This is a genomic window from Streptomyces sp. SCPE 10 (assembly GCF_051980735.1).
In the GTDB taxonomy this organism is placed as follows: domain Bacteria; phylum Actinomycetota; class Actinomycetes; order Streptomycetales; family Streptomycetaceae; genus Streptomyces; species Streptomyces misionensis.
On sequence record NZ_CP197069.1, the window covers coordinates 2082392 to 2102210 of the forward strand.

Consider the following 19819-nt stretch of genomic DNA (forward strand, 5'->3'; position numbering starts at 1 on the left):
ACGACATGGACGCGGGCCGGCGTCACGCATCGCCGCCCGAGCGCGGCCGGGCCCGGTGTCACGCCTTGCGCCCCCACGCCGAGATCATCGGTGCGGTGGTCAGGTCCATGCCGCCGGCCTCGACGTTGGCCAGGTGCTGTTCGATCTCCTCGGCGGTGGCCAGGCCCGCGTCGATGAGCCGGTCGCGGATCTGGCGGACCGTCGCGGCCTCCAGCGCTGTGCAGGCGGGCGAGGTCATGGGGAAGAAGCCGTCGGCCTCGACCTCGTGGAGCCCGGCCTCCCGGAGCAGTCGCGGCAGCCTGCGCCCGTAGGCGAGGTCGGCGCCGCGTTCGGCGAGCAGCCCCCTGAAGCCCTGGCGCAGCCGGTTGGCGAGCCGCTGCTCCGGGCCGGACTCGTCGGGGCAGGTCAGCGGCTGGAGGGCGGGGTCGGCGTCCTCGATCAGCAGCCATCCGCCGGGCCTCAGCGCCTGGATCATGGACCGCAGCGCCCGGTCCCGGTCGGGAACGTGCACGAGCACCAGCCGGGCGTGGACCAGGTCGAAGCCCTCCCCCGGCGGCTCCTGCGCGCCCACGTCGTGGACGCGGATCTCCACCGGCGGCCGGCCCGCGGGGGCGAGCCGCGAGGTGTCGATGTCGGTGGCGACGACCCGGCCGGCCGGGCCCACCTTCTCCGCGAGCCAGGACACCACCGAGGTGCCGCCGGCCCCGACCTCCCAGCAGCGCCAGCCGGGCTCGATGCCGAGCGCCTCGATGTGCCGGAACGTCGTGGGGTCGAAGAGGGTGGCGAAGGCGTCGAAGCGCTCCCCCGCCTCGCGCTGCCGGTTGTCCAGGAGGTACCCGTCGGATGGTGTCATGCGGCGATCATCCCAGGTGAACGGCCTCTCCGGCCGGTCGGCTCCTGCTCGCGCACGGGTACCGACCCGCGTGTCGTCCACAGGCGGGAACCAAGCGGAATGCCGTGTTCCCACAGGCTTACCCGCGTTTTGCCCTGGCCTGGCACACTCTCGATCACAGCGCGAAAGCGTCGCACGAGGAGATCCACCCGAGGAGATCCAGATGTCCATGGCAGGGAATCTGCGGAAGGTCACGGGGCTGAGCCCGGTGGACGGCCTGCGCAAGGTCGCGCGGCTGGCCCGGCGGCGGCCACGGGTGGACCTGAGTCATCCGGCCCGCTCACCCCTGGGCTCCTCGGTGGTCAACTGCGTGACGTACCAGGACGGCGTGCGCGTGCCGCAGTGCACCGATCTGCTGGAATCGGTGCGGATGGTCCGCAAGACCGGCGAGGGCTTCGTCTGGCTGGGGCTGCACGAACCGACGGACCGCGAGTTCGCGGGCGTCGCCGAGTTGTTCGACCTGCATCCGCTGGCGGTGGAGGACGCGGTCGAGGCCCATCAGCGGCCGAAGCTGGAGCACTACGGCAACACGCTGTTCGCGGTGTTCAAGACGGTCTGCTACGTCGAGCACGAACGGCTGACGGCGACCAGCGAGGTGGTGAACACCGGTGAGATCATGGTCTTCGTCGGCGAGGACTTCGTCATCACGGTGCGGCACGGCAGGCACGGCTCGCTGGGCCCGCTGCGCGAGGAGCTGGAATCCCACCCGCACCAGCTCTCGAAGGGACCCGCGGCGGTGCTCCACGCCATCGCCGACCATGTGGTGGACGACTACCTCGGCGTGACGGACGCGGTGCAGGCCGACATCGACCAGGTCGAGAGCGACGTGTTCTCGGAGGAGGGCGCGCGGCTCGATCCCGGGCGCATCTACCAGATGAAGCGCGAGTTGCTGGAGCTGAAGCGGGCGGTGATGCCGCTGGCCCGTCCCGTGGAGGACCTGGCCAGCCGGCCCATACGGGTCGTCGCCCCCGAGATACAGGCCTACTTCCGGGACGTGCTCGACCATCTGATCCGGGCCACGGAGCAGATAGCCGCCTTCGACGAGCTGCTCAACTCCATCCTTCAAGCGCATCTCGCACAGGTGACGGTCGCGCAGAACGAGGACATGCGGAAGATCACGGCGTGGGCGGCCGTGATCGCCGTTCCGACGATGGTGTGCGGTGTGTACGGCATGAACTTCGACCACATGCCGGAGCTGCACTGGCGGTTCGGGTATCCGCTGGCCATGGGGGCGATGGCGCTGGCGTGCCTGGCGCTGTACCGGGGCTTCAGACGCAACGGCTGGCTCTGACCGCCGAGCCCGCCGAGGCGGCACCGCCGCTCCGCGCGGCCCGTGCGGGTCAGCCGCTCCAGGCGGGGTGGCGCGGGTCGTCGGCGCGCACCACCACGTCCGCCGTGCCGGCCGGGTCGGTCTCCGCGTCGTAGCGCTCGAAGGCGGGGAGCGTCCAGTGATCGGATTCCGGCGTACGACGGCGCAGGGCGCCCGGGGAGAGGAGGAGGTGGACGGTCAGGTCGAAGGGGAACCAGTGCCGCAGCAGAAGGGGGCCGTGCAGCAACAGGACGCCGCCGGGCGGGAGTTGGACATAGGGGCTGCGGGTGGCGCGGTCGGTGGCCGGGTCCCACAGGTCGGGCAGGACGCGCCCGCTGCCGCCGGGGTCGAGCGGGCCGAACACCTCGCGCCACAGGGCGCCGGTGTCGAACCAGCCGCCGTAGTACGACTCCGCGTCGCGCCGCCCGTGTTCCAGTCGCAGTGAGGCGGGGCGCAGAAAGCCCTCGGTGCCGACCACCAGCGACGGCCGGCCGCGCACCCGCAGCGCCTCCCCGACCAGCTCGGCCAGGCCCCCCGGGCGGGCGGCCGGGGCCCCGTCGAAACCGACGCGCGCCCAGGCTCCGCCGTCGGCCGTCTCCAGCCCGGCCAGCCGGTCGGCGAGCCGCTCGGCGAGCCGTTCCCAGGTGATCGCTTCGAGTCGCACGGGCCCCATGATGCCGGGTGCGGTGAAGCGGCGGTGCGCAGCCCTGCCGGACGGGGAAGGAAAGGCGTATGGGACAGCCCGTAACTCCGCACTCACCGGGCCGACTTGTCGCCGTCCAGCCGCTGCGGCACAAGCGTTGTGCCGCCTGCCGGCAAGGTCCGCTGTCGCTGCTGGTGCTGGAGGACGGTGCGCCGCGCTGCCTGGACTGCGCGGATCTCGGGCATCTGGTGTTCCTGCCGCGCGGTGACACGGCGCTGACCCGCAGGTCGCGGGAGGAGAGCGCGCTGTCGGTCGTGGTGGTGCGGTTCAACCGGCGCAAGAGCCGTTACGAGCGGCAGGGCGTGCTCGTGGAGGAGGCGGCGCTGACCCGTGCGGAGGAGCGCTGCCTGGCGGACGCGGAGGCCCGGCGTCGGCGGCGGGCGCGGGACGCGCGGCGCCGGGGGGTGGCGGACGAGCGGTTCACGGCGGCGTTCGCGGCCGAGATCCTCCGTCTGTTTCCCGGCTGCCCGGCGGAGCGGGCCCGGGCCATCGCGGCGCACGCCTCCCTACGGGGCAGTGGTCGGGTGGGGCGCAGCGCGGCCGGGCGGGCGCTGTCCGGGACCGCGGTGGTCTCGGCGGTCGTGGCCGGGGTGCGGCATGTGGACACGCCGTACGACCGGCTGCTGATGGAGGGGGTGCCACGCCAGGAGGCCCGGCGCCGGATCGTCCCGGCCGTGGAGGCCGTGCTGCGGGCGTGGCGGGGAGCCGGGGAGGGCGAGGACCAGGGCTGCGGCCACGGTCGGCCCCCGGGCGCGCGAACGCCGCTCCCGCACTGAGGGCCGGTCGCACCCCGCCTGGTCAGGTGCGGTGCGACCTGCGTCGGCGCCCGTACTGCACGGGTGTCGGCACGGACGTATCGTGGCCGGAAGAGTGGCGGTATGTGCTGCCTTGTGGCATATGGCCCGTCGTACATCCGGCGCCCCGGTGCCCGTACGCGAGGATGATGATCATGGCCAATCCCAGGGGGTTCATGACCACGCCGCGTCAGGAGTGGGCGCGGCGGCCCGTCGAGGAGCGGGTGCGGGACTGGAACGAGGTGTACGTCCCCGGAGCGCTGCTGCCCATCATCGGCAAGCAGGCGGACCGGTGCATGGACTGCGGGGTGCCGTTCTGCCACGACGCGTGTCCGCTGGGCAATCTCATCCCCGAGTGGAACGGCCTGGTGGCCCGGGGTGACTGGCGGGCGGCGAGCGACCGGTTGCACGCCACCAACAACTTCCCCGAGTTCACGGGGCGGTTGTGTCCGGCGCCCTGTGAGGCGGGGTGTGTGCTGGCGATCAACCAGCCGGCGGTCACCATCAAGAACGTCGAGTGCGCGATCGCCGACCGGGCCTGGGAGGAGGGGTTCGTGGCGCCGCGGCCGCCGGAGCGGCTGTCGGGGAAGACGGTCGCGGTGATCGGCTCCGGCCCCACCGGGCTCGCCGCGGCGCAGCAGCTGACGCGGGCCGGGCACACGGTCGCGGTGTACGAGAAGGACGACCGGATCGGCGGGCTGATGCGGTACGGCATCCCGGCGTTCAAGATGGAGAAACGGCATCTGGAGCGGCGGATCGGGCAGATGCGGGCGGAGGGCACGCGGTTCCGCACCTCGACGGCGGTGGGACGGGACCTGGGGGCGGCGGAGCTGCGGGCGCGGTACGACGCCGTCGTCCTCGCGACGGGCGCCACGGCGTGGCGGGAACTACCGGTGCCGGGCCGGGAGTTGGCGGGGGTGCACCAGGCGATGCGCTATCTGCCGCTGGCCAACCGGGTGTGCGAGGGGGACCTCGCGGTCTCGCCGTTGTCGGCGGCCGGGCGGCATGTCGTGATCGTCGGCGGCGGGGACACCGGGGCGGACTGCCTGGGGACGGCGGTGCGGGAGGGTGCGGCGTCGGTGACCCAGCTGGACATCTACGCGCAGCCGGGCGCGGAGCGTGACGAGTACGCGGAGCCGTGGCCGACGTATCCGAAGATCTACCGGCTGTCGCCGGCGCACGAGGAGGCGGGGCAGCTGCGGACGGCGCCGGCGGCGGACGCGGACGCGCGGATGTTCGCGGCGTCGACGCTCCGGTTCACCGGGGACGGCGACGGGCACGTGCGGGCGCTGGAGCTGGTGGAGGTCGACGAACGGCGGCGGCCGTTGCCCGGCAGCGAGCGGACGATCCCGGCCGACCTGGTGCTGCTCGCACTCGGTTTCTCCGGGCCGGACCGGGAGGACGGGCTGATCGACCAGTTGGGTCTGGCGCTGGACGAGCGGGGCACGATCGCCCGCGACGACGGGTTCGCGACCAACGTGCCCGGCGTGTTCGCCGCCGGGGACGCGGCGCGCGGGCAGTCCCTCATCGTCTGGGCCATCGCGGAGGGCCGGGCCGTGGCGGCGGCCGTCGACCGCTATCTGACCGGCACCTCGCAGCTGCCCGCACCGATCTCCCCGGGGGACAAGCCGATGCGGGTCTGAGCCCCGGGGAGCGAGCCGATGGACGGCGGGACAGGGGCGGCGGTGTGCGGGCGCACATCGCCGCCCCTGTGGGCGCCGCTACGCCTTCCGGGCCACCGCGCCGTACCCCGGGATCACCCCGTCGTCCTGGCCCGGGACGGGTTCACCCAGCTCGGGGTGCCACTTGTGGACGATCTCGACGCCCGGGTCGACGAGGTCGAGGCCGTCGAAGAAGCGGGTGAACTCCTCCCGGGTGCGCAGGGCGAGGGTGATGCCGGCGCCCTTGAGCTTGCCGGTGGCGGTCTCGGCGTCCTTCGGGGTGAAGTCGGCCGTGGCGTGGGTCATCACCAGGTAGCTGCCGGACGGCAGTTCGGACAGCAGCCGGGCGACCAGCTCATGGGCGCCGTCCGCGTCCGGCACGAAGTGCAGCAGGGCGATCAGCGACAGGGCGACCGGCTGCCCCAGGTCCAGGACCTCCCGGGCACCGGCGATGATCGCGTCCGGGTCGCGCACATCGGCCTGGAGGTACTCGGTGGCGCCCTGCGGGGTGCTGCGCAGCAGGGCGGCCGCGTGGGCCAGCACGATCGGGTCGTTGTCGCAGTAGACGACCCGGCTGTCGGGCGCGATCTGCTGGGCGACCTGGTGCAGGTTGGGTTCGGTCGGTATGCCGGTGCCGATGTCGAGGAACTGCCGCACCCCCTGCTGGGCCAGCCACCTGGTGGCGCGGTGCATGAAGGCGCGGTTGACCCGGGCCATCACCGGCACGCGGGGTTCGAGCGCCAGCATCTGGCGGCCCATCTCCTCGTCGACCGGGTAGTTGTCCTTGCCGCCGAGGTACCAGTCGTACATCCGCGCGGGATGCGGCTTGCTGGTGTCGATCTCGACGGCCGTCGGGTCCTGCCCTGTCATGCGGCACTCCGTAAACGTCTGATGTGATGGTTTGTCAAGTCTGTTGTCAATGCGTGAAGTCGAGCAAGTAATCAACACAGGCGACACGTGTCAGGTGAGCAGGAAGTCGGCCTCCCCCGCCTTGGCGCCTTCTATGAAGGCGGTCATCTCGTCCATGGTGTAGATGAGCGCCGGCCCGTCCGGGTCGGTGGACTGGCGCACGGCGATCCGGCCGTCGGCCAGTTTCATCGCCTCCAGGCAGTTTCCTCCGTTGCCGCCGCTCCAGGGCTTGTGCCAGCCCTCGCTGCCCAACTCCCGTGCGGGCATGCCGTTGTAGACGCGTGCGCGCGGCTTGATGCGTTCCATTCAGAGCTCCTTGCGGAGATCCCGGAGGATCTCTTTCGTGCGTTGTGCCGTGGCGGCCTGCGCCGCCATGCGGTCCATGACCTCGAGGTGGGTCGCCACCTCGGCGCGCGCGTCGAGATAGACGGCGCCGGTCAGGTACTCGCTGTAGACCATGTCCGGCAGTTCTGACATGGCGAATCGGAACAGCACGAAGGGCCCGTAGGTCCCCGGGTGGGGCCCGTTCTCGAACGGGGCGACCTGGAGCGTCACGTTCGGCAGGCTCGCCGCTTCCAGGAGCCTGTCGACCTGGGCGCGCATCACCTCGGGGCCGCCGACCGGGCGGCGCAGGGCGGTCTCGTCCATCACGGCCCAGAACCGGGGGGCGTCGGAGCGGGTGAGCAGTTGCTGGCGCTGCATGCGCAGCGCGACATGGCGCTCGATGTCGTCCGGGCTGGTCTGGCCGATGGCGCCGGACTTGAGTACTCCGCGGGCGTAGTCCTCGGTCTGGAGGAGTCCGGGGACGAAGTGGGGTTCGTAGGAGCGGATGAGGCTCGCCGCGCCCTCCAGGCTGACGTACATGGAGAACCAGCCGGGCAGGATGTCGTGGAACCGCTGCCACCAGCCGGGGCGGTTGGCCTCCTCGGCCAGCTGGACGAAGGCCTCGGCCTCGTCCTCGGGGACCCCGTAGGCCTTCAGCAGCAGCTGGAGGTACGGGATCTTGAAGGCGACCTCGGCCATCTCCATGCGGCGGACGGTGGCGGGGGCGACGCGCAGTACCCGGGCGGCGTCCTCGCGCTTGAGTCCCGCGCGTTCCCGCAGGTCCAGCAGGCGCCGTCCGAGGACAACCTGTCCCACCGTCGGCGCGGACCGCGGCTCGCTCACGCTCCCACCTCCACCGAAAGCCTTCGCTCAAAGGAACCCTGACAGCCCTGCGGCGCCGCTCGAAGGCTCATGCGAAGACCGGGTCGGACCTCCGCTGGACCCAATTGGCGCCGCTGGACGTGCTGTTGCGAGCAGTGTGCCATGGCGCCTGACCGAGTCACAGCGCACTCTGCAATTTTCAGAGTGACTCTTGCCAAGTGTCCGCGGCGGGGCGATAGTGGCAGGCGTGATTCCGTCCGCGCCTTTAGGAACAGACGCCGCCGCCGACCGCCCCGGTCTCGGCGCCGCAGTGGCTGCCCCGCGGGGCGGCGCCGCCGAGCGCCGGTTCCGTTTCGAGCTGGTCGCGCATCCGGGTTCCGTCGCCCGGGCGAGACGCCTGGCGCACGCCCGGCTGACCGGCTGGTCGGTGTGCGCGGACACCTGTGACAGCGCGGCTCTGGTCGTCTCCGAGCTGGTCACCAACGCGATCGTGCACACCGCGAGCGAACGGGTGGTGTGCGAGTTGCACGACCACGGCGACATGGTGCGCATCGCCGTGCGCGACGAGGGCTGTGCTTCCGGCGAGCCCCACCCGGCCTCACAGCGGCCCGACGAGGAGCACGGGAGGGGGTTGCTCCTCGTCGACGCGCTGTGCCGGGCCTGGGGTGCGCAGGAGCACGGCTCCGGGCTGCTGGTCTGGGCGGAGCTGGCCCGCCGGGAGGAGCCGGCCGCCGAGCCCGCCGCGCCGCGCGAGGATCTCGGCTGGGGCGCGCGTCCCAAGCCGGGCCGGCCCGGCGACTCCGGTGAGGACGAGCCGGCCGAGGCCCATGACCTCGCCTCCGGTGCGGGCGCCGAGCAGGCCGTGTACCGGGTGCCGGAACAGCCGCACCCGGCGCACCGGACGCCCGAACCGCACCACCGCCGGCACGGCACCCCGGACCGCCGTCCGTACGGCGTCGCCGAGCCGCACCGGCACCGGGGCGTGGAACAGCCTCCGCTCCGGGCGCCGGAGCAGCACCGCGACCGGGAGCGGCCGTGACCGCCGCGGCGGGTCCGGGACGGCACGGCGGGGCGGGGCGGGGCTCCGGCAGGCACCCGGTTCCCGGCCCCGAGGCCACCGGTGCGGAACGGGCGATGGGGATGAACACCTTGGTGCGGCTGCAACGCCGGCGTCCGGGCGCGGATCCGGGTCACCGGCTCCAGGTGCCGGACGGCATGACCGTACCGCTGGGCTGTGACGCCGTGGGGGTGCCCGACCGCCTCGGGCCGCTGGTCGTGGCCCGGCTGCCGCGGCTGGGGTGCGTGTACGCCGACGGGGCCCGCTGGTGGTGGATCGTGCCGTCGGACTCCGACTACGCGCTGCCCTGGCCGGCGCCCGCCGAGTACGCGCCGGGCGCGCTGGTCGGGGGTGCCGCGCCGCTGATCCACCGGCCGCAGGGCACGGTGCCGTACACCCCGCCGATCCCGCTCTATCTGGCGCTGTGCCGGGCGACGGGGACGGCTCCGGACTGGTCGCGCACGATCACCGCCTAGCGGCCGCTTCGCTCCCCGCACGATCACGAGGAACGCCCCGCACGATCACCAGGAAGGTGTCCGTCGCCAGGTCCATGACGACCTCGGCGGGCCGGCCCTCCAGGCGTCGCGCGTGCGCGAACTCCTCGGCGGGCCACGATCCGCGCGGGCCGCCGGCCGGGAAGCGTCCGAGCACCGTTCGTCCGTTCACCATCGCGCACCTCCGGAAGAGCCTGTCGTGCTTGTGGGGCACTGGGTCGTTCTGCAAGGAGAGAACGCCCGGCGGGAGGTGAACGCCTCGGCCGGTGACCGGACTGAGACACGTCCGGCACGGATTCGGTGCGGATCGCGACAATCCGGTCACACAGTGAAAGGAAACCGTACCTTCCGGGTCAGAAGTCGTACTCGTCGTGGAGGCGCAGTCCCTCGCTTCCGGTGGGGTCCCGGCCGAGGGCGGTCAGGTCGAGGAGGGCGGTGGTGCCGCCCAGTTCGGCCAGGTCCGCGTCGTGGACCGAGTAGGTGTGGAACACCCGGTCGTGCTCGCGCAGGAAGCAGCTCAGGCCCGGCCGCTCGACCTGCTCGCCGCCGTCGTACACGGTCGCCTCGAAGTCGGTGTTGAAGTCGCCGGGCGCCGAGGAGTACCAGGGCACCGCCCAGCCCATGCGCGCCTTGAACGGCAGGATGCGGGTGAACGGGGCCCGGGAGACGGCGGCGAACGAGGTGTTCCGGGCCCGCAGATGCGCGAGGTGGCCGACCTGGTCGAGAAAGGCGGCGCAGCAGGGGCAGCCGGTCTCCCACTCGGGGGCGAACATGAAGTGGTGGACGACGAGCTGGGAGCGTCCCTCGAAGAGGTCGAGCAGCGTCGCCTTGCCGTCGCCGCCCTCGAAGAGGTACTCGGGGTCGACCTCGACCATGGGCAGCCGGCGCCGCTCGGCGCCGAGCGCCCGGCGCGCCCGTCTCACCGCTTCCTCCCTGTGCCGTAACTCCTCGCGCGCGATGCGCCATTGCTCGCGCGAGACGATCTCCGGAAGCGACATGGGCCCTCCTGTCCGACGGTCGGTCGGGAGTGCTGACCGGCGCCGGGCCCGGAACTCATCGCCGTGCGCGGGGCTTTCCCACCCGGCCGCGGTCACGGCGCCGGGGGCAGTGCCGCCGCGACGATCTCCTCCGCCCTGGCGACGGCCGTGACCAGCGCGTCGGGCGCGGGGTCCAACTCGCCCAGCAGGCCGTCGAACTCCCGCAGTCCGGCCCGTTCCAGCAGCCGTTTCTCGTTGGTCACCCACTCCCCGCGGGCGGCGAGGACGGCGTGGGCCGCCTGGGTCGCGGCCACGGCGACGGCGCCCGCGGTCTCGGTGAGGCGCCCCTGGGGCGCGTGGTTCGCCTTGGCGTAGCCCAGGGTGGCGAGCGCGCTGCCGTGCCAGCGGTCGGCGGCGCTGCGGCGCAGCTTGTCCGGGTAGCCGGCGGGGCGGGGCAGTTCGCCGCGCAGCACCTGGTTGACGGCGAGCTCCGCCACGGTCAGATAGGTGGGGATGCCGGCGAGGTGGAACAGCAGCGGCTCCACCCGGAACCGTCCCTGCTCCGCCTCGGCCAGTTCGTGCTCGACCACGTCCAGGTCGCGGTAGTGCACATCGACCCGGCGTCCGTCGATGGTCAGCCAGGCCCCGCCGTTGAAGACGCCGCCGCCCCAGTCGCCGACCCCGCAGACCTCGCCCGGCCAGCCGACGGCGCGCAGGTCGGCCGGGTCGAAGGGGCCCCGGTAGTAGACGGCCAGGTCCCAGTCGCTGTCCGGGCGGTGGGTGCCCTGGGCCCGGGAGCCGCCGAGGGCCACGGCGCGGACGGTGGGCAGGGCGGCGAGCCGGTCGGCGGTGGCGGAGAGGAAGTCGGAGTCGGAGAGACGAGGCATGGGGCCAGCCTGCGCCATGGCGGGCCTGGTCCGCGCGCGGATTACCCCCGTCCACGGCCGCGCCGGGAAATTCGGATGCGCGCGTGCTCGACGAGGGCCGATGATCGGGAGGTTGTCCGCTGACCGTCGTAGGAGCAGATCCGTGATCCAGCGCGTCACCGTTCCCACCCTCTTCCCGCCGCCCACCTACTCCCACGCCTCCGTGGTGGAGGCCGGCACGCGACTGGCGTTCCTCGCCGGGACCGTGCCGCTCGACGAGCGGGGCGAGATCGTCGGACCCGGCGATCCCGTGCGCCAGGCCGAGCGGGTGATCGCCAACCTGCACGCACAACTGCGCGCCGTGGGCAGCGACTTGGCGCATGTTCTCCGGACGGAGGTGTACGTCGTGGGCGATGAGCCGGCGACGCTGTCGGCGGTCTGGCGGGTCGTGGAGGAGTCCGGGCTGAGCAAGGGCCCGCACTCGTCCACCCTGCTCGGTGTCGCCTGCCTCGGGTACACCGGACAGCTGGTGGAGATCACGGCGACCGCGGTGGTGCCCGACGGCCAGGCGGACGCGGCGGAACAGCGGTGACCGGGATCGTGCTGCGGCGGGCCGTGGCGGCGGACGCCCGGGCCGCCGCCGATGTCTGGCTGCGGTCGTTCGCCGCCGCGCTGCCCACGGTCGTACGGCCGCGCACCGACGACGACGTGCGCGACTACTTCCGGGACGTCGTCGTGCCGCTGCGCGAGACCTGGGTGGCGGAGGCGGACGGGGGGCGGATCGTCGGGGTGATGGTGCTCGACGGAGAACTGCTGTCCCAGCTGTACCTGGACCCGCGGTGGCGGGGACGGGGGCTCGGCGACCGGTTCGTGACGGTGGCCAAGGAGCGCTGCCCGGACCGGCTGACCTTGTGGACCTTCCAGGTCAACGGACCCGCCCGGCGCTTCTACGAGCGCCACGGCTTCGTCGCCGTCGAGACCACGGACGGCCATGGCAACGAGGAGCGGGAGCCGGACGTACGGTACGTGTGGCAGCCCTGAGGGTGCCCTGCGAAGAGGCGGTCCGCCCCCCTCCGGGGTTCGCCCGCGCCGGGCAGGCACCTCGGCCGGGCCGGGGCTCCCGGCCTCAGGACACCGGCAGTCCCGCCGCCTTCCCGGCCGTGCGCAGGACCTCGCGCAGCATCTCCGGGGTGAGCCGGCCGGTGAAGGTGTTGCGCTGGCTGACGTGGAAGCAGCCGAAGAGGTCCAGGCCGTCGAGCGCGACCCGGGTGCCGTGGGCGAAGGCCGGGCGGGGCCGGGGGACGGTCCAGCCCGCCTCGGCGAACGCGGGCAGCGCCGCCTGCCAGCCGAAGGCGCCGAGGACCAGCGCGGCCCGCACCGTGGGGCGCAGCAGATGCAGTTCTTGGACCAGCCAGGACCGGCAGGTGTCGCGCTCGCCGGGGGTCGGCTTGTTGGCGGGCGGCGCGCAGTGCACGGGCGCGGTGATCCGGACTCCGTACAGTTCCAGTCCGTCGTCGGCGCTGACCGCGGTGGGGCGGTTGGCGAGGCCCACGTCGTACAGCGCCTGGTAGAGCACGTCCCCGGAGCGGTCGCCGGTGAACATGCGCCCGGTGCGGTTGCCGCCGTGCGCCGCCGGGGCCAGGCCGATGATCAGCAGCCGGGCGTCCGCGGGGCCGAAGCCGGGCACCGGCCTGCCCCAGTACGTCCAGTCGGCGAAGGCGGCCCGTTTGGTCCGCGCGACCTCCTCGCGCCACTCCACCAGCCGGGGGCAGGCCCGGCAGCCCGTGAGGCGCCGGTCCAGCCGGGCGAGGGCACCGCTGTCGTCCATACGGCCACCGTATGCCCAGGACACCGCGCCCCATGTCCGCGATCTCCGTCCAAGCTCCTCTCCCACTTCTCCTTGTCTCTTCTTGCCGCGGCTCCCGCCGGGGCCAGGGCCGCACCCGGGAAAACCGGTCCGGGTCGTCCGGCCCGGGGCGTTAGGGTCGGAACATGGCTTCCGAGGACACGGACGAGAACGTGAACCCTGGCACCGGCGAGCCCGCCGGGTCGGTCCCCGCCCGGCCCGCGGAGGACTCCGGTGCCTCCGCCGGCCGGCCGCTCGACCCCAAGGTGGCTGCCGCGGTGGCCGCCGCCGAGGCCGCGGGGCCGGGCAGCGGCGAGACGGTCCGGATCGACAGCTGGATCTGGGCCGTACGGCTGATCAAGACGCGTTCCCTGGGCGCCGCCGCCTGCCGTGGTGGCCATGTGCACGTGAACGGTGAGCGGGTGAAGCCGGCGTACTCCGTCCGGGTGGGCGACGAGGTGCGGCTGCGGCACGAGGGCCGGGAGCGGGTGGTGATCGTCAAGCGCCTCATCCGCAAGCGGGTCGGCGCGCCCGTGGCCGTGCAGTGCTACATCGACAACTCCCCTCCGCCCCCGCCCCGTGAAGCCGTCGCCCCCGTCGGCCTGCGCGACCGGGGCGCCGGCCGCCCCACCAAGCGGGACCGCCGGGAGATGGAGCGCCTGCGGGGCCTCGCCGCCCCGGGCCCCGCCGCCGGCCCCGGCGGTGGCTTCGCCGGTCCCGGCGGTGGCTTCGCCGGTCCCGGCGGGCGGCCCAAGGGACGGTGACGGGAGGCGCCGCCGCGACGCCGACCGGTGCCCCGGCGGACCGCCCTCCTCCGGGCCGGCCGCCGTCACCGCCCGCCTACGCCACCGGCACGGCTCGTACCCAGGTCCCGTCCGGGGTCAGATACTCGTCCACCTCCAGGCCCGCCTCCGCGAGCGCCGCTTCGAACTGTTCCCTGGACAGGGGGCGGGCGAGGAAGGTCTGGGTCCAGGTGCCGTCCGGGAACGTGTACTCGACGTGGACGGAGTCGACCCCGTCCCCCACGGGCCGCACCGAGGCGATCCGGACCGTGAAGCCGCTGGGGTCGACCCGCTCTCTGGGCACATCGGTGTGGTAGTCCTCGCCCTCTCGCTGGATGAGGACACTGCCCCCCTCGGCCACATGGCGGGCGCAGGTGCGCAGCAGGCCGCGGCGCACCGCCTCGTCGCCTGCGTGGACCAGGAACGACGCGAGCAGCACCACGTCGAACTTCTCGGCCCCCAGGTCCAGTTCCTCGATGGGGCGGCATATCGTGCGCGCCCCGTGGACGCGGGCCAGCATCTGCGCGGACTCGTCCACCGCGGTGACCGTGAACCCCCGTTCCAGCAGCGGATGGGTCATCCGGCCCACCCCGCTGCCCAGTTCCAGGATGTGTGCCCCGGCCGGTACCGCCGCGGCGATGATGTCCGGCTCCGGCCCCGCGGGCAGCCGTGAGTAGACCTCCACCGCGCAGCCGTCCGGGGTGATCGCGCCTCTCCCCGTGCCCTTGTATCCCTCACGCATGTCGACCGTCATGCCCGGACAACGGCCCGCTCGCGCCCGCCCGTTCCCGTTCGACCGTAGTTCACTCGTTCGAGCTATGTGCCGCTGGGCGGGAACTCCGCGGCGCCCTCGGTCCGCGTCCGGCGGACACCGTTGGTGCCCGTCGTCGCCGAAGAGTACGTTGCAGGGAGGAGTCGTGAGTTCCCATGCGTACGGGCAGTGAACCGGCGACCGCGCGCAGTGCACTGCGGGCGCGGCTGTGGCTGAGTGCGTGGGGACTGGTCTGGGCGGTCTTCGGCACGGCGCTGTTCGCGCTGGTCGGGCTCCCCGGCTGGGCGGCGGCCTGCGGGGTGCTGCTGCTGGTGATCGTCGTCGACATGGCGGTGATCGTCCGGCACATCCGGCAGGGCCCGCACTACCAGCCGGGCCGCGATGTGCCGCCGTACCAGCCGCCGCGCGGCGGGGATCCGTACCCCCGGCCGCCGACGCGCCACCGGCACCCGCGCCGGCATGGGGACGGGCACCTCTGACGGGAGCGCCGGCCCGTCAGCCGTCGAAGCGCGCCGCCTTCAGGTACTCCGGGTTGGGATCGAGCGCCGCCGCCAGCCGGAAGTGGCGTTTGGCCTGGTCGGGGCGGCCCTGGCGTTCATAGGTGCGGGCGAGCGCGAAGTGCGCGAACGCGTTGTCCGGCTCCCGTTCCAGCACGATGGTGAACTCCAGCTCCGCGGGCCGCAGTTGCGCGGCGGCGAAGAAGGCACGCGCGCGCAGCAGGCGGGCCGCGGTGTTCTCGGGGTGCGCGGCGATGACCCCGTCGAGCAGCTTCACCGCACCCCGGGGGTCCCGCGCGTTGAGCAGTTGCTCGGCGGCGCGGAAGTCGATGACATGGGTCTCCGGAGTGGGTCCGGGGGAACCGCTGGTCTCGGGCACGGCACAGTCCTTCCCTTGTTCCGGGAGTTCAACGCCCCCGCACGGACCGCTATTCCGTGGCCCCGTCCGCGGCGAAGGTGCCACGGGCGCGGCGCACCAGGTCGTCCCAGACCTCGTCGACGCGCTTGCGCAGCGCGTCCAACGGCACGTCGTTGTCGATCACGATGTCGGCGATCGCGCGCCGCTGCTCGCGGGTGGCCTGCGCGGCCATCCGGGCGCGGGCGTCCTCCTCGGTCATCCCCCGCAGCCGGGTCAGCCGGTCGAGCTGGGTCTCAGGGCGGGCGTCCACGACGATCACCAGGTCGTAGAGCGGCGAGAGGCCGTTCTCGGTCAGCAGGGGCACATCGTGGATCACCACGGCGTCCGGGGCCGCGGCCTCCTCCAGCTCACGGGAGCGGGCGCCGACCAGGGGGTGCACGATCGAGTTGAGAACGGCGAGCCGGTCCGGGTCGGCGAAGACGATGGAGCCGAGCCGGGGGCGGTCCAGGCTGCCGTCCGGGGCGAGGACGTCCGTACCGAAGGCGTCGACCACGGCCCGGAGGCCGGGCGTGCCGGGCGCGACGACCTCGCGGGCGATGCGGTCCGCGTCGATCAGCACGGCGCCGTGCTCCACGAGCAGCCGCGACACCTCGCTCTTGCCGGCACCGATGCCGCCGGTCAGGCCAACTTTCAGCATGAGCGGAAGCTTAGGCCCTGCCACGGGCGGCGGCAGGGCCGGCCGGTGGTCAGGCCTCGCCCTCCCGCTCCGCCAGGAACCGCTCGAACTCGCGCCCGATCTCGTCCGCGGAGGGGATCTCCACCGGCTCGGCGAGCATGTTGCCCCGGGTCTCGGCGCCGGCCGCCGCGTCGTACTGGTGCTCGAGGCCCTGGACGAGCGAGGTCAGTTCCTCGTCGCCCTCCTGGATCTGCCGGTCGATCTCGGTCTGGGTGCGGCGGGCCTCGGTGCGCAGCGAGTGCGCGATGCCGGGCAGGACCAGTCCGGTGGCCGCGGTGATCGCCTCCAGGACGGTCAGGGCGGCGTCCGGGTACGGGGAGCGGGCGACGTAGTGCGGCACGTGCGCGGCGACTCCCAGCACGTCGTGCCCCGCCTGCATGAGGCGGTACTCCACCAGCTGCTCCACGCTGCCGGGCACCTGGGCCTCCTCGAAGGGGCTGCGGTGGCCGGGGACGAGGTCCGCGCGGTTGCCGTGCGGGGTCAGGCCCACGGGGCGGGTGTGCGGCACGCCCATGGGCAGGCCGCTGAAGTTCACCGCCAGGCGGACGCCGAGCCGGTCGGCGATCTGCCGTACGGCCGTCGAGAAGCGCTCCCACTCCACGTCCGGCTCGGGCCCGGACAGCAGCAGGAAGGGAGCGCCGGTGGCGTCCTGGACGATGTGGACCTCTATGGCCGGGGTCTCGTAGTCGGTCCAGCGATCGCGTTTGAAGGTGAGCAGGGGCCGTCGGGCCCGGTAGTCCACGAGGCGGTCGTGGTCGAAGCGCGCCACGACCTGGTGGGGCAGTGAGTCGAGCAGCCGGTCGACGATCTGGTCACCGGTCTCGCCCGCGTCGATGTATCCGTCGAAGTGGTAGAGCATGACAAGGCCGGCCGATTCCTGGGCGAGCGCCATGTCGACCACGGCGAGGCCCTTCGGCTCCCATGCGTACAAACCCTGCGGATCAAGCACTGTGACCGCTCCTCCTCCTGTTCCACTCCTACAACGTGCCCCGGGACGGGACCATTCCCGCGACACGCCGTGGATCGGCGGTCTCTCTCCGGGCACCTTGACGCCCCGTCACCTGGTCCGTACCTTCACGGAAACCGTCGTTCACGATGACGGCCGTGGTTCATGTATGAGATTCGCGCCGCCCCGAAGTATGAGACCAAGCGCCCGTACGCCAGGAAGGCAGCACCCCCATGCGTCCACGCACGCCGCTCACCGTCCTGCTCGGCGCGGCCGCCGTCACCGGCGGTCTGCTCCTCGCCGCACCGAATCCGGCCGTCGCCGCCTCCACCGTCGAGGTGTCGACCGCGGCCCAGCTGAAGACGGCCCTCGCGAACGCGCGGCCCGGCGACACCATCCATCTCGCCGACGGCGTCTACAGCGGGAACTTCAACGCGACCACTCCGGCCACCGCGTCCGCCCGCATCACCCTCACCGGCTCCGCCAAGGCCGTGCTCACCGCAGGCGGCGGCTACGGCCTCCATCTGAACGGCGCCTCCTACTGGACGGTCGGCGGGCTCACGGTGACCGGCGGCCAGAAGGGCATCGTGATCGACGCCTCCACGGGCGTGACCGTGGACGGCGTCACGGTGCACGGACTGGCGATGGAGGGGGTGCACTTCCGCAACTCCAGCGCGGACGGCGTGATCAGGAACTCGCGGATCTACGACACCGGGAGGGACGGCGACGGCAAGGGCGAGGGCGTGTACGTCGGCACCGCCGGCACCCTGTCCGACAAGAGCGACCGGGTGCAGATCCTGGACAACACCATCGGCCCGGACGTGGGCGGCGAGAACGTCGACGTCAAGGAGGGCACGACCGGCACCCGGATCATCGGGAACACCTTCGACGGCAGCGGCCTGACCGGCGCCAACTACGACGACTCCTGGGTCGACGTGAAGGGCGACGACGTCCTGGTCCAGGACAACACCGGCACCCGCACCAGCAACGACGGCTACCAGACCCACACCCAGCAGCCCGGCTGGGGCTGCGGCACGGTCTTCAAGGGCAACAAGTCGACCTTGACGGGTGCCACGGGGGCCACCCGGCTGGCCATCGACGTCACCAACTACGGCGCCGGCTGCGAGACGACGGTCTACGGCTCGAACACGGTGACGGACGGAGAGGGCCTGACCAACATCCCGGTGACCGGCTGAGGGAGGCGCGGAGAACCACGCGGCGAACCCGTCGGTCCGGCACCGCCCCCACGGCCGGACCGTCCCGGAAAACCCTGAGGGGCCCCACCTCGAAAGGTGGGGCCCCTCAGCAGCTAACTGCTAAGCCTCAGCGGCCTGCGTTCAGCTCTGGCCGCCCGCGAGCTTCTCGCGCAGCGCCGCCAGCGCCTCGTCCGAGGCCAGCGCACCGGACTGGTCCGCGCCCTCGGAGGAGTACGAGCCGCCGGTCGCGGCCGGAGCCGCAGCCTCGCCGCCCTCGGCCGCGGCAGCGGCGTCGGCCTCGCGGGACTTGATGACCTGCTGCTGGTGCTGCTCGAAGCGGGACTGCGCCTCGGCGTACTGGCGCTCCCACTCCTCGCGCTGCTTCTCGTAGCCCTCGAGCCAGTCGTTGGTCTCGGGGTCGAAGCCCTCGGGGTAGATGTAGTTGCCCTGGTCGTCGTAGGACGCGGCCATGCCGTACAGGGTCGGGTCGAACTCGACGGCCGACGGGTCGGCGCCGAAGGACTCGTTGGCCTGCTTCAGCGAGAGGCTGATGCGACGACGCTCCAGGTCGATGTCGATGACCTTGACGAAGATCTCGTCGTTGACCTGGACGACCTGCTCCGGGATCTCCACGTGGCGCTCGGCCAGCTCGGAGATGTGGACCAGACCCTCGATGCCCTCGTCCACGCGGACGAACGCACCGAACGGAACCAGCTTCGTGACCTTGCCGGGCACGACCTGGCCGATCTGGTGGGTGCGGGCGAACTGCTGCCACGGGTCTTCCTGGGTCGCCTTCAGCGACAGGGAGACGCGCTCGCGGTCCATGTCCACGTCGAGGACCTCGACGGTGACCTCCTGGCCGACCTCGACGACCTCGGAGGGGTGGTCGATGTGCTTCCAGGACAGCTCGGAGACGTGGACCAGACCGTCGACGCCACCCAGGTCCACGAAGGCACCGAAGTTGACGATCGAGGAGACCACACCGGAGCGGACCTGACCCTTCTGGAGGGTCGTGAGGAACGTCTGGCGGACCTCGGACTGGGTCTGCTCCAGCCAGGCACGGCGGGACAGGACCACGTTGTTGCGGTTCTTGTCCAGCTCGATGATCTTCGCCTCGAGCTCCTTGCCGACGTACGGCTGGAGGTCGCGGACGCGGCGCATCTCGACCAGGGAGGCCGGGAGGAAGCCACGGAGGCCGATGTCGAGGATGAGACCACCCTTGACGACCTCGATGACGGTACCGGTGACGATGCCGTCCTCTTCCTTGATCTTCTCGATGGTGCCCCAGGCACGCTCGTACTGGGCGCGCTTCTTCGAGAGGATCAGGCGGCCTTCCTTGTCCTCCTTCTGGAGGACCAGGGCCTCGATCTCGTCGCCGACGGCGACGACCTCGTTCGGGTCGACGTCGTGCTTGATCGAGAGCTCGCGGCTCGGGATGACACCTTCGGTCTTGTAACCGATGTCGAGCAGGACCTCGTCCCGGTCGACCTTCACGATGACGCCGTCGACGATGTCGCCGTCGTTGAAGTACTTGATCGTCTCGTCGATCGCTGCGAGGAAGGCTTCCTCGTTACCGATGTCGTTGACCGCTACCTGCGGGGTGGTGGCGGTGGTCTCGGTGCTGCTCGTCATGTGGGAAAGGGCTCCGGTACGGACATTGAAGTCGTAGGTACTGCTTACGCCGGGAGCCCGTTTCGCTCTGCAGAAGCCGGACAGCCAAGGAAGCGCCACCCAAATGGACACCGGGTGCCCGGTGGCGCCTCGACAACCGAGGGGACATACATACAGATGCGAGCGCAGCCTGCTACGTCTGAGGTGCGCAGGCCCGCAGCGCAACTTGTAGCATACGGGGGCAGCCGGACAGGGTCAATGCGCGAA

Annotated in this window: 24 protein-coding genes; 10 read left to right on the forward strand and 14 right to left on the reverse strand. The window is 72.3% G+C overall.

Annotated elements, in window-relative coordinates:
- Positions 1-58 precede the first annotated feature (58 nt).
- The gene (locus ACSP97_RS09815) at positions 59-853 is read right to left on the reverse strand and encodes a class I SAM-dependent methyltransferase (protein WP_440557163.1); all 795 of its coding nucleotides are present in this window, start codon (positions 851-853) and stop codon (positions 59-61) included.
- Positions 854-1055: 202 nt separating this feature from the next.
- On the opposite strand from ACSP97_RS09815, the gene corA reads away from it, so the two are divergent.
- The gene (corA, locus tag ACSP97_RS09820) at positions 1056-2183 is read left to right on the forward strand and encodes a magnesium/cobalt transporter CorA (protein ID WP_355143654.1); all 1128 of its coding nucleotides are present in this window, start codon (positions 1056-1058) and stop codon (positions 2181-2183) included.
- A gap of 49 nt (positions 2184-2232) precedes the next feature.
- Here corA and ACSP97_RS09825 read toward each other — a convergent pair whose 3' ends face one another.
- Complete coding sequence (locus tag ACSP97_RS09825) at positions 2233-2865, reverse strand: uridine kinase (RefSeq protein ID WP_440557164.1); 633 nt, start codon at positions 2863-2865, stop codon at positions 2233-2235.
- 68 nt (positions 2866-2933) lie between these two features.
- On the opposite strand from ACSP97_RS09825, the gene ACSP97_RS09830 reads away from it, so the two are divergent.
- Both ACSP97_RS09830 and ACSP97_RS09835 read left to right on the forward strand, forming a co-directional pair.
- Complete coding sequence (locus ACSP97_RS09830) at positions 2934-3680, forward strand: DUF2293 domain-containing protein (protein ID WP_440557165.1); 747 nt, start codon at positions 2934-2936, stop codon at positions 3678-3680.
- 173 nt (positions 3681-3853) lie between these two features.
- Positions 3854-5341, forward strand: coding sequence for a glutamate synthase subunit beta (locus tag ACSP97_RS09835; protein ID WP_355530919.1), 1488 nt, complete (start codon positions 3854-3856; stop codon positions 5339-5341).
- A gap of 78 nt (positions 5342-5419) precedes the next feature.
- Here the strand turns inward: ACSP97_RS09835 and ACSP97_RS09840 are convergent, their stop codons facing one another.
- The 3 genes from ACSP97_RS09840 to ACSP97_RS09850 all read right to left on the reverse strand — a co-directional run bounded on the left by ACSP97_RS09840 (position 5420) and on the right by ACSP97_RS09850 (position 7435).
- A complete protein-coding gene (locus tag ACSP97_RS09840) occupies positions 5420-6229 on the reverse strand; it encodes an SAM-dependent methyltransferase (protein WP_355143662.1) in 810 nt (269 codons plus the stop codon).
- Between the two features lie 90 nt (positions 6230-6319).
- Positions 6320-6574, reverse strand: a complete 255-nt coding sequence (locus tag ACSP97_RS09845) for a DUF397 domain-containing protein (RefSeq protein ID WP_070028498.1) — start codon at positions 6572-6574, stop codon at positions 6320-6322.
- Complete coding sequence (locus tag ACSP97_RS09850) at positions 6575-7435, reverse strand: helix-turn-helix domain-containing protein (RefSeq protein ID WP_355143664.1); 861 nt, start codon at positions 7433-7435, stop codon at positions 6575-6577.
- 190 nt (positions 7436-7625) lie between these two features.
- Here ACSP97_RS09850 and ACSP97_RS09855 point away from each other — a divergent pair, with 190 nt between their 5' ends.
- Together ACSP97_RS09855 and ACSP97_RS09860 are read left to right on the forward strand one after the other, a co-directional pair.
- Complete coding sequence (locus ACSP97_RS09855) at positions 7626-8453, forward strand: ATP-binding protein (RefSeq protein WP_440557167.1); 828 nt, start codon at positions 7626-7628, stop codon at positions 8451-8453.
- Between the two features lie 95 nt (positions 8454-8548).
- Positions 8549-8947: a hypothetical protein gene (locus ACSP97_RS09860; protein WP_440558391.1), complete on the forward strand. Its 399-nt coding sequence runs from the start codon at positions 8549-8551 to the stop codon at positions 8945-8947.
- Here the strand turns inward: ACSP97_RS09860 and ACSP97_RS09865 are convergent.
- The 3 genes from ACSP97_RS09865 to ACSP97_RS09875 form a co-directional block, all read right to left on the reverse strand.
- Positions 8937-9140, reverse strand: coding sequence for a hypothetical protein (locus tag ACSP97_RS09865; protein ID WP_440557169.1), 204 nt, complete (start codon positions 9138-9140; stop codon positions 8937-8939). The two genes, ACSP97_RS09860 and ACSP97_RS09865, sit on opposite strands and share 11 nt — an antisense overlap.
- 178 nt (positions 9141-9318) lie before the next feature.
- Complete coding sequence (locus tag ACSP97_RS09870; protein ID WP_355143670.1) at positions 9319-9963, reverse strand: DUF899 domain-containing protein; 645 nt, start codon at positions 9961-9963, stop codon at positions 9319-9321.
- A gap of 92 nt (positions 9964-10055) precedes the next feature.
- Positions 10056-10829, reverse strand: a complete 774-nt coding sequence (locus ACSP97_RS09875; protein WP_440557171.1) for a nucleotidyltransferase domain-containing protein — start codon at positions 10827-10829, stop codon at positions 10056-10058.
- A 142-nt stretch (positions 10830-10971) separates the two neighbouring features.
- Here ACSP97_RS09875 and ACSP97_RS09880 point away from each other — a divergent pair, with 142 nt between their 5' ends.
- On the forward strand, positions 10972-11400 hold the full coding sequence (locus ACSP97_RS09880; RefSeq protein WP_355143674.1) for a RidA family protein: 429 nt from the start codon (positions 10972-10974) through the stop codon (positions 11398-11400).
- Complete coding sequence (locus ACSP97_RS09885; RefSeq protein ID WP_355143676.1) at positions 11397-11849, forward strand: GNAT family N-acetyltransferase; 453 nt, start codon at positions 11397-11399, stop codon at positions 11847-11849. Before ACSP97_RS09880 ends, ACSP97_RS09885 begins: the two co-directional genes overlap by 4 nt.
- An 85-nt stretch (positions 11850-11934) precedes the next feature.
- Here the strand turns inward: ACSP97_RS09885 and ACSP97_RS09890 are convergent, their stop codons facing one another.
- Complete coding sequence (locus ACSP97_RS09890) at positions 11935-12636, reverse strand: uracil-DNA glycosylase (RefSeq protein ID WP_355530911.1); 702 nt, start codon at positions 12634-12636, stop codon at positions 11935-11937.
- A 164-nt stretch (positions 12637-12800) separates the two neighbouring features.
- Between ACSP97_RS09890 and ACSP97_RS09895 the strand changes: the two genes are divergently transcribed.
- Positions 12801-13418: an RNA-binding S4 domain-containing protein gene (locus ACSP97_RS09895; protein WP_440557173.1), complete on the forward strand. Its 618-nt coding sequence runs from the start codon at positions 12801-12803 to the stop codon at positions 13416-13418.
- A 76-nt stretch (positions 13419-13494) separates the two neighbouring features.
- Here the strand turns inward: ACSP97_RS09895 and ACSP97_RS09900 are convergent, their stop codons facing one another.
- The gene (locus ACSP97_RS09900) at positions 13495-14178 is read right to left on the reverse strand and encodes a class I SAM-dependent methyltransferase (RefSeq protein ID WP_440557175.1); all 684 of its coding nucleotides are present in this window, start codon (positions 14176-14178) and stop codon (positions 13495-13497) included.
- A 185-nt stretch (positions 14179-14363) separates the two neighbouring features.
- Between ACSP97_RS09900 and ACSP97_RS09905 the strand changes: the two genes are divergently transcribed.
- On the forward strand, positions 14364-14687 hold the full coding sequence (locus ACSP97_RS09905; RefSeq protein WP_440557177.1) for a DUF6343 family protein: 324 nt from the start codon (positions 14364-14366) through the stop codon (positions 14685-14687).
- Between the two features lie 16 nt (positions 14688-14703).
- On the opposite strand, the gene ACSP97_RS09910 is transcribed toward ACSP97_RS09905, so the two are convergent.
- The 3 genes from ACSP97_RS09910 to ACSP97_RS09920 are packed head-to-tail and all read right to left on the reverse strand — an operon-like array spanning position 14704 to position 16748.
- Positions 14704-15084 (reverse strand): tetratricopeptide repeat protein, encoded by a 381-nt coding sequence (locus ACSP97_RS09910; RefSeq protein WP_180331556.1) that lies wholly within the window; start codon positions 15082-15084, stop codon positions 14704-14706.
- Between the two features lie 49 nt (positions 15085-15133).
- Complete coding sequence (gene coaE / locus ACSP97_RS09915; protein WP_440557178.1) at positions 15134-15760, reverse strand: dephospho-CoA kinase; 627 nt, start codon at positions 15758-15760, stop codon at positions 15134-15136.
- A 49-nt stretch (positions 15761-15809) separates the two neighbouring features.
- Positions 15810-16748: a proteasome assembly chaperone family protein gene (locus ACSP97_RS09920; protein ID WP_070028509.1), complete on the reverse strand. Its 939-nt coding sequence runs from the start codon at positions 16746-16748 to the stop codon at positions 15810-15812.
- A gap of 230 nt (positions 16749-16978) precedes the next feature.
- Between ACSP97_RS09920 and ACSP97_RS09925 the strand changes: the two genes are divergently transcribed.
- Positions 16979-17941 carry a right-handed parallel beta-helix repeat-containing protein gene (locus ACSP97_RS09925; protein WP_440557181.1) on the forward strand — a complete coding sequence of 321 codons (963 nt, stop codon included), beginning with the start codon at positions 16979-16981 and terminating at the stop codon, positions 17939-17941.
- A gap of 141 nt (positions 17942-18082) precedes the next feature.
- Here the strand turns inward: ACSP97_RS09925 and rpsA are convergent, their stop codons facing one another.
- Complete coding sequence (gene rpsA, locus ACSP97_RS09930) at positions 18083-19573, reverse strand: 30S ribosomal protein S1 (RefSeq protein WP_355143690.1); 1491 nt, start codon at positions 19571-19573, stop codon at positions 18083-18085.
- Positions 19574-19819 lie beyond the last annotated feature (246 nt).

Coding starts and splice junctions, on each gene's coding strand:
- ACSP97_RS09875 (WP_440557171.1), bottom strand. CDS start 10,829: ATGCCTCGTCTCTCCGACTCCGACTTCCTCTCCGCCACCGCCGACCGG.
- corA (WP_355143654.1), top strand. CDS start 1,056: ATGTCCATGGCAGGGAATCTGCGGAAGGTCACGGGGCTGAGCCCGGTG.
- ACSP97_RS09860 (WP_440558391.1), top strand. CDS start 8,549: ATGGGGATGAACACCTTGGTGCGGCTGCAACGCCGGCGTCCGGGCGCG.
- ACSP97_RS09830 (WP_440557165.1), top strand. CDS start 2,934: ATGGGACAGCCCGTAACTCCGCACTCACCGGGCCGACTTGTCGCCGTC.
- ACSP97_RS09840 (WP_355143662.1), bottom strand. CDS start 6,229: ATGACAGGGCAGGACCCGACGGCCGTCGAGATCGACACCAGCAAGCCG.
- ACSP97_RS09905 (WP_440557177.1), top strand. CDS start 14,364: ATGCGTACGGGCAGTGAACCGGCGACCGCGCGCAGTGCACTGCGGGCG.
- ACSP97_RS09845 (WP_070028498.1), bottom strand. CDS start 6,574: ATGGAACGCATCAAGCCGCGCGCACGCGTCTACAACGGCATGCCCGCA.
- ACSP97_RS09900 (WP_440557175.1), bottom strand. CDS start 14,178: ATGCGTGAGGGATACAAGGGCACGGGGAGAGGCGCGATCACCCCGGAC.
- ACSP97_RS09925 (WP_440557181.1), top strand. CDS start 16,979: ATGCGTCCACGCACGCCGCTCACCGTCCTGCTCGGCGCGGCCGCCGTC.
- coaE (WP_440557178.1), bottom strand. CDS start 15,760: ATGCTGAAAGTTGGCCTGACCGGCGGCATCGGTGCCGGCAAGAGCGAG.
- rpsA (WP_355143690.1), bottom strand. CDS start 19,573: ATGACGAGCAGCACCGAGACCACCGCCACCACCCCGCAGGTAGCGGTC.
- ACSP97_RS09870 (WP_355143670.1), bottom strand. CDS start 9,963: ATGTCGCTTCCGGAGATCGTCTCGCGCGAGCAATGGCGCATCGCGCGC.
- ACSP97_RS09865 (WP_440557169.1), bottom strand. CDS start 9,140: ATGGTGAACGGACGAACGGTGCTCGGACGCTTCCCGGCCGGCGGCCCG.
- ACSP97_RS09835 (WP_355530919.1), top strand. CDS start 3,854: ATGGCCAATCCCAGGGGGTTCATGACCACGCCGCGTCAGGAGTGGGCG.
- ACSP97_RS09895 (WP_440557173.1), top strand. CDS start 12,801: ATGGCTTCCGAGGACACGGACGAGAACGTGAACCCTGGCACCGGCGAG.
- ACSP97_RS09890 (WP_355530911.1), bottom strand. CDS start 12,636: ATGGACGACAGCGGTGCCCTCGCCCGGCTGGACCGGCGCCTCACGGGC.
- ACSP97_RS09815 (WP_440557163.1), bottom strand. CDS start 853: ATGACACCATCCGACGGGTACCTCCTGGACAACCGGCAGCGCGAGGCG.